The sequence below is a fragment of the Dorea sp. YH-dor226 genome, assembly GCF_039832105.1.
Taxonomy (GTDB): Bacteria; Bacillota; Clostridia; order Lachnospirales; family Lachnospiraceae; genus Dorea_A.
Window position 1 is genome coordinate 1 of record NZ_JBDOHS010000032.1, and the last position, 6,620, is coordinate 6,620.

General features: G+C 44.1%; 9 protein-coding genes. All 9 read right to left on the minus strand.

Translation table 11 applies throughout. The annotated features are described in order from the left end of the window. Nucleotides 1-90: 90 nt before the first annotated feature. Nucleotides 91-855, minus strand: a complete 765-nt coding sequence (gene ispD, locus ABE547_RS14480; RefSeq protein WP_347379390.1) for a 2-C-methyl-D-erythritol 4-phosphate cytidylyltransferase — start codon at nt 853-855, stop codon at nt 91-93. Between the two features lie 24 nt (nt 856-879). After that, a complete protein-coding gene (gene tsaD / locus ABE547_RS14485) occupies nt 880-1,908 on the minus strand; it encodes a tRNA (adenosine(37)-N6)-threonylcarbamoyltransferase complex transferase subunit TsaD (protein ID WP_347379391.1) in 1,029 nt (342 codons plus the stop codon). 21 nt (nt 1,909-1,929) lie between these two features. Continuing rightward, nucleotides 1,930-2,838, minus strand: a complete 909-nt coding sequence (locus tag ABE547_RS14490; protein ID WP_347379392.1) for a ribonuclease Z — start codon at nt 2,836-2,838, stop codon at nt 1,930-1,932. Nucleotides 2,839-2,841: 3 nt separating this feature from the next. Beyond that, a complete protein-coding gene (locus ABE547_RS14495) occupies nt 2,842-3,081 on the minus strand; it encodes a hypothetical protein (protein WP_347379393.1) in 240 nt (79 codons plus the stop codon). A 102-nt stretch (nt 3,082-3,183) separates the two neighbouring features. Continuing rightward, nucleotides 3,184-3,627 (minus strand): ribosomal protein S18-alanine N-acetyltransferase, encoded by a 444-nt coding sequence (rimI, locus tag ABE547_RS14500; RefSeq protein WP_347379394.1) that lies wholly within the window; start codon nt 3,625-3,627, stop codon nt 3,184-3,186. 29 nt (nt 3,628-3,656) lie between these two features. Next, the gene (locus ABE547_RS14505) at nt 3,657-4,691 is read right to left on the minus strand and encodes a low specificity L-threonine aldolase (protein ID WP_347379395.1); all 1,035 of its coding nucleotides are present in this window, start codon (nt 4,689-4,691) and stop codon (nt 3,657-3,659) included. Further along, on the minus strand, nt 4,684-5,421 hold the full coding sequence (gene tsaB / locus ABE547_RS14510) for a tRNA (adenosine(37)-N6)-threonylcarbamoyltransferase complex dimerization subunit type 1 TsaB (RefSeq protein ID WP_347379396.1): 738 nt from the start codon (nt 5,419-5,421) through the stop codon (nt 4,684-4,686). Before tsaB ends, ABE547_RS14505 begins: the two co-directional genes overlap by 8 nt. Beyond that, on the minus strand, nt 5,409-5,834 hold the full coding sequence (tsaE, locus tag ABE547_RS14515; RefSeq protein WP_347379397.1) for a tRNA (adenosine(37)-N6)-threonylcarbamoyltransferase complex ATPase subunit type 1 TsaE: 426 nt from the start codon (nt 5,832-5,834) through the stop codon (nt 5,409-5,411). Before tsaE ends, tsaB begins: the two co-directional genes overlap by 13 nt. A 14-nt stretch (nt 5,835-5,848) precedes the next feature. Beyond that, the gene (locus ABE547_RS14520; protein WP_347379398.1) at nt 5,849-6,364 is read right to left on the minus strand and encodes a YcxB family protein; all 516 of its coding nucleotides are present in this window, start codon (nt 6,362-6,364) and stop codon (nt 5,849-5,851) included. Nucleotides 6,365-6,620: the final 256 nt, after the last annotated feature.

Sequence of the window (6,620 nt, forward strand, 5' to 3'; positions counted from 1 at the left end):
TTATAGATGCTTTTTGACGTAAATACCACTATTTTTGTAACAAAAAACTTCCACCCAGTGGAATTTAATCCTACAAGGTGGAAGTAAGTCTTACAAAGTGGAATTAACTTTTACAAGTGACCTTTTCTTCAAAAAGCTTCTGGCAGTCTCCAGATCTTCCGGCGTAGTAATCTTGATATTCATATAAGATCCTTCAAAAAGCTTTACCGGTACCTGCATCTCCAACTCCACCGCCATAGCATCATCTGTTACCTGTATGGACTCTTTCCTCATCATCCTGGAATATGCTTCAGTAATCAGTTTCGTTTCAAACACCTGCGGCGTCTGTACATTCCAGACATATTTTCGTTCCGGCGTATTTACCGCATACCCATCTTCATCAACAATTTTAACCGTATCTTTGCTTGGCATTCCCGCTACACAGGCCCTGTGTCTGCTTACAGTGTCATAAGCGCGTTCCAGTATTACCTCATCCACAAAAGGTCTTGCACCGTCATGTATAAATACATATCCGTCTCCTGCTTTAGCGCAAAGGGCACCATTACGAATGATTTTTAAACCATTCCAGACAGAATCATATCTTTCTTTTCCTCCCGGAACAATTGCTCTTACTTTTGAAAAGCCATATTTTCTTACGATTTCATCATAGACATAATCTTCTTGTCCGTGACCGACCACCAGAATCATATCATCTATAATATTTGATTCTTCAAATACATGCAGCGAATAATATATGATCGGTCTGCCCTGAATTTCAATATACTGTTTCTGTATCGGCGCGCCCATACGCTTTCCCTGACCTGCCGAAAGTACGATCGCCGTACAATGCTTTTTTTTATTCCTTTTTTCTTCCATGCCGTGACTCCTTCCGCACACTCCTTATCTTTCACCAAGCTTCAGATTCGGAACGGCATTCAGATCCCATCCGCTTCTTGCCCCATTGATATATTCATAATAAGCCGCCACGCCTATCATCGCCGCATTATCCGTACAGTAAACCGGGGACGGATAATAGAATTTTACGCCTCTCGCCTCACATGCTTCTTTCATAGCTGTTCGAAGAGCACTGTTAGATGCTACTCCTCCCGCAATTGCAAATTTATCCACATGATATTCTTCAACAGCATGCATTGCATTTGCCACAAGTACGTCCGTAACTGCTTTTTGGAAAGATGCAGCAATGTCTGCCTGATTATACTCTTCCCCTTTCATCTTACAGCCATTAATGTAATTCAGCACTGCAGATTTCACTCCGCTAAAGCTGAAATCATATGGTGCATCCTCTACATGAGCCCTTGGAAACGGAATTGCATTCGGATCCCCTTCTTTGGATACTTTATCGATCTTCGGTCCTCCCGGATATCCCAGACCAATTGCACGTGCCACTTTATCAAATGCTTCTCCTGCGGCATCATCCCGGGTTCTTCCAATGATATCAAATTTTCCATAATCCTTTACCCGCACCAGATGTGTATGACCTCCGGATACCACTAATGAAAAGAACGGAGGTTCCAGCTCCTCATGCTCAATAAAGTTTGCCGCAATGTGCCCTTCAATATGATGCACTCCCACTAACGGCTTTTTTGCAGCGTATGCGATCGCTTTTGCCTCTGCCACACCGACAAGGAGTGCTCCTACCAGACCCGGACCATATGTGACTCCGATTGCATCAATGTCATCCAATGTTACATCCGCCTCCCGAAGGGCCGCTTCTATCACCTGATTGATTTTTTCAATATGCTTTCTGGAAGCAATCTCCGGAACCACACCGCCATACAGAGTGTGAAGCGCAATCTGTGATGAAATAATATTAGACAATACTTCCCGTCCATTTTTCACTACGGATGCTGCCGTTTCATCACAGGAACTTTCAATTGCCAGAATTAAAACGTCTTTCTTTTCACTCATCTTGTATTCTTCTCTCCTACTTTAATCAGAAAATACCAGTTCCACCGTACGTCTGTCTTTCGCTGCGATTGTATTGGGGAATATTTCTCTGACCTCATCTATATATTCTTCCGGTTTCGTCAGTGATGGGCTGTAATGCGTCAGCCACATCTCCTTTACTTCTGCTTCTTTTGCAATTCGTGCAGCTTCATAGAACGTCATGTGCTTATACTCTTTTGCTTTTTTCTGTTTATCCTTTTCTCCGTACATTCCTTCACAGATGAAAAGATCAGATGCATATGCATTTTTCCGGATGGAATCTGTCGGACGGGTATCCGTGCAGTACGTAAGCTTGATTCCCTTCCTTGCCGGTCCTAATACCATGTCCGGTGTGTAGATCTTTCCATCTTCTTCCACCGTCTCTCCTTTTTGAAGGATTCCCCAGAAACGCTGCGGAATCTGCGCCGCATTAGCACGCTCCACATCAAATTTCCCGGCACGGTCCACTTCAAGAGTATAACCGTAACAGGTAACATTGTGATTTACACGAAACGCTTTCAGTCGATATCCATTCATCTCAAAAGTTTCTTCCTGATCCTTGATCTCTATACACTGAATCGAAAACGGAAGTTCCGGCGCAATCACACGAAGTGCATTCACCACCCGCTCCAGCCCCTTCGGGCCAATCAGAGTAAGCGGCTCCGTCCGGTCTGCATTTCCCATAGTAAGAAGAAGTCCCGGAAGTCCGCTGATATGATCTCCATGATAATGCGTAAAACAGATCACATCGATTGGCTTAAAGCTCCATCCTTTTTCTTTAATGGCAATCTGCGTCCCTTCGCCACAGTCAATCAGTACACTGCTGCCATTGTACCTCACCATCAGTGATGTAAGCCACCGATACGGAAGAGGCATCATTCCTCCAGTTCCTAACAAACATACATCTAACATATCCTACCTCGGTTTCTCTAATTTAATCAGAAAACTGTCAACCAGTTCATCATAACAGTCTTCACACAAATCAAAGCAATCCACCTGGTTATCCTTTCCGGAATGATACCCCCATCTTTTTTCAACTTCAAGAACATCTTCCTGGGGAATCCCCCCTGTCACCGGGATTACTTTTCCACATTTATTACATATTATCTTTTCTACTTTCTTTATTTCTTTTATCTCTGTACTATATTGGCGCATACAAATCCTCCTGAACGTATATCTGATTCATCTGTCGCTACGCCTCTATTATATCTGCCACTCAGAGCGTTGCCCAGTGGAAAGCTCTGTAAAGACTTCCAGTTATCTGCCAGTCTCAAGACTCATCAGGATCGCATTCTCCGTTGGATTCTCATAATACTTCTTCCGAATCCCATCTTCTGCAAATCCATGGCGCCGATAAAAACGAATTGCCACAGAATTACTTTCGCGGACATCCAGCATAATTTTTGTAATTCCGTCCCGTTCACAACAACAAAACAATTCCTCCATCATTCTGCCCGCCACACCATGACATCGTCTGGTTTCCTCTACCGCAATTCGTGCAATCTCTCCCTCGTCCAGTACATGGTAAAAGATCAGATACCCAACAAGCTTCTCCTCCTGCCATGCTCCCAGAATCAGTGCATGCGCCTGATTCCATGTATCCTGGAGCCCCTTCCTGCTCCAGGGATCCGGGAATATATTCTGCTCCAGCCGTTCAATATCCGGAAGATCTTCCTCCATAACTTCGTGAATCTCCAGCATCTTTTATGCTTCCTCCGTCATTTTCTCAGTTACAGTGCCTCTATGTCTGCTATCAGCTGATCTACATATTCTTCTTTTGTTGCCCAACTGGTGCAGAAGCGCACGGCACTGTGTTCCGCATCCACCTTTTCCCAGAACCCATACGCATACTTTTCTTTCAGTTTCTCCAAATGTGCATCCGGAAGGATTGGGAACTGCTGATTCGTATAAGAGTCATAACGAAGCGCATATCCTTTCTTCTTAAAAGCTTTTCTCAGACGCATTGCCTGTTCATCTGCATGTCTGCTGATCTTAAAATACAGGCCATCCGTAAACAAAGTATCAAACTGTATTCCCAGAAGACGCCCCTTTGCCAGCATGCCTCCATGGCGCTTAATCATATATCGAAAATCCTTTTTCAGTTCCGCAGCGGTGATCACAACCGCTTCTCCAAACAGGGCCCCTACTTTCGTTCCTCCAATGTAAAAAACATCTGTATATTTTGCAATATCTTCCATTGTAAGATCTGACTGTTCCGACATCAGACCATATCCCAGTCTTGCACCATCCAGAAAAAGCGGCAGATTCATATCTCTGCAGACTTGATGCAATTCCTGCAGTTCCTCTCTGCTGTATAAGGTTCCGTTTTCTGTCGGATGTGAAATATATACCATTCCCGGCTGTACCATATGCTCATGGTCCGCATCATTCCAATGTGCTTCACACATTTCCCGCACCTGCATGGCAGTAATCTTCCCGTCTTCACTTTTGATTGGGAGCACCTTATGTCCGGTAGCTTCCACGGCTCCGGTCTCATGCACATTAATATGTCCCGTATGTGCCGCAATCGCTCCCTGATAAGGCCGCAAAATCGCGCTGATCACGGTAACGTTAGTCTGAGTACCTCCTACAAGGAAATGGACATCTGCCGTATCATCTTTACAAAGCATCCTTATTTTTTCTCTCGCACTGTCACAATATGGATCCATCCCATAACCCGCTGTCTGTTCATAATTGGTCTCTTCCAGTCTTTTTAAAATATCAGGATGTGCCCCTTCTGCATAATCACATTGAAATCTAATCATTTCCCAACCTCTCTTTTCTTTCTCTTTCGGCCTGAGATACCCGAAGATAATCCGGCTGATGTTCTGCTGCACTTTCTGTTCTTCCCTCTTTGTAATACTGAAGTCCGAGAGTTCCAACAGAAGCCGCCCTCTGGCGATTCATATTCGCCGGCGCAAACGCAATATTCTGTCCATGCAGGATCTTCTCTTCAAGGACTCCCCGGAACACAGGAACTCCGTCACCAAGAAAAGTCACTCTTCTTTCCTGCTCCCTCAGGTATCCGACAAGCCTCTTTCCAAGATCCTCTATACTGATTGCCATCTGATCTTCCAGCACTTTCAGACAATTTCCCTCAAACTCATAGATTCCTGTATACACCTGTCCTCTTCTGGCATCCATGATCGGACACACAATGTCAGAAGAACCGCAAAGATTATAAGCAAGCCCTTCCAATGTCGGAATGTGAATCAACGGTTTGTCCAGCGCAAGACCCAGTCCCTTTGCCGTCGCAGATCCGATACGTAGCCCCGTAAAAGAGCCCGGCCCCGCAGCAACGGCAATTGCATCCACGCTGTTCAGATCCAGTTCTGTCATCTTCACAATCTCATCCAGCATAGGCAATAATGTCTGAGAATGTGTTTTCTTATAGTTCACGGTATATTCCGCAATTACCTGGTCATCCGTCATTCCATCTTCCACAACAGCTACGCTTGCGACCAGTCCCGAGCTGTCCAATGCTAATATTCGCATACACTTATCCTCCGATAATCATATCCTTTTTCCAAATCCTTTTCGATCTTCACTTCCGTATAATGTTCCGGCAATATCTCTTCAATCAGATTGGCCCACTCAATCAGGCTGACACCTTCTCCATAGATATAATCCTCATATCCAATCTCATCCATTTCTTCCACATCACCGATCCGGTAGACATCAAAATGATAGAAGGGCAGCCGCCCTTCTTCATATATCTGAACAATCGTAAATGTCGGACTGCTGACTGCCTCTTCTATCCCCAGTCCTGCCGCAAGTCCTTTTGTAAATACTGTTTTCCCAACTCCGAGATCTCCTACCAAGGTGTACACCTGCCCTGCTTTTGCCTGCTCACCCAGCCGGTACCCCAGATCGTATGTCTCTTTTTCACAATTCGTTTCTATTATCATAATATACATTCCCTCTATTTTCTTTTATCAAGCCTGCGGATTCTGACCGCCGGCGCCGGCATGTTTTTATAGATCAAGTCCACAATCGGCGTATAATTGTCCTCTATCTGATCCACCGGAAGAATAATTGCCTGCTTCTGTTCATCAAACAACATGATGATACGTTTTTTCGAAACAGCCTTCTTAAACTTTTTCCAGGATGCTTTTCCGCTGTCCTGCGGAGTCGTCGTTGTCACTCCGCTGTCTTCAAACTCATAGATCACCGGAATATTCAGCCGTCTGGAACTGCTCATCTGTTTTCTTACTTTCTTCTTGATCATATACGGGAATACAACCAGTAAAACTACTGCAAATGCGGCATACAAAGCCATCAGTCCCATCCGTCCCTTAACTGCAAACACGATGGTTAACACAATATTGATAACTGCCAGTACTGATACCAGGACTCCTGCACCACTTGAATAGATCTGATAAAGCATAAAATCCGTCATGGACTGAACATCCATCCTTACTTCAACCTTTACAGGCATAATTTCACCTCTCCCGCATAAAAATCCACAAAAAACAGTCTCTGCCGGTTCATTTTGTACATTATAACACATCTTTTTTTCTTCTGCTACTCATGTTATACTAAAACTAACAGTTTAACAATTCAGGAGGTACTCGGGAGTTTGACAGTTAAACAATAGGAAAAGTACTTGCAGGCCGCATAAAACCTGCTTTTTTTGTGTCAACTTTTTGGTTTTATTGTATTGTATTTTATTGCAATGTATGGTATAATGTGGA

Excerpts from the sequence above, each read along its gene's own strand:
- tsaD (WP_347379391.1), bottom strand. The coding sequence starts at position 1,908 with ATGAGTGAAAAGAAAGACGTTTTAATTCTGGCAATTGAAAGTTCCTGT.
- ABE547_RS14520 (WP_347379398.1), bottom strand. The coding sequence starts at position 6,364 with ATGCCTGTAAAGGTTGAAGTAAGGATGGATGTTCAGTCCATGACGGAT.
- ispD (WP_347379390.1), bottom strand. The coding sequence starts at position 855 with ATGGAAGAAAAAAGGAATAAAAAAAAGCATTGTACGGCGATCGTACTT.
- ABE547_RS14495 (WP_347379393.1), bottom strand. The coding sequence starts at position 3,081 with ATGCGCCAATATAGTACAGAGATAAAAGAAATAAAGAAAGTAGAAAAG.
- ABE547_RS14505 (WP_347379395.1), bottom strand. The coding sequence starts at position 4,691 with ATGATTAGATTTCAATGTGATTATGCAGAAGGGGCACATCCTGATATT.
- ABE547_RS14490 (WP_347379392.1), bottom strand. The coding sequence starts at position 2,838 with ATGTTAGATGTATGTTTGTTAGGAACTGGAGGAATGATGCCTCTTCCG.
- rimI (WP_347379394.1), bottom strand. The coding sequence starts at position 3,627 with ATGCTGGAGATTCACGAAGTTATGGAGGAAGATCTTCCGGATATTGAA.
- tsaE (WP_347379397.1), bottom strand. The coding sequence starts at position 5,834 with ATGATAATAGAAACGAATTGTGAAAAAGAGACATACGATCTGGGGTAC.
- tsaB (WP_347379396.1), bottom strand. The coding sequence starts at position 5,421 with ATGCGAATATTAGCATTGGACAGCTCGGGACTGGTCGCAAGCGTAGCT.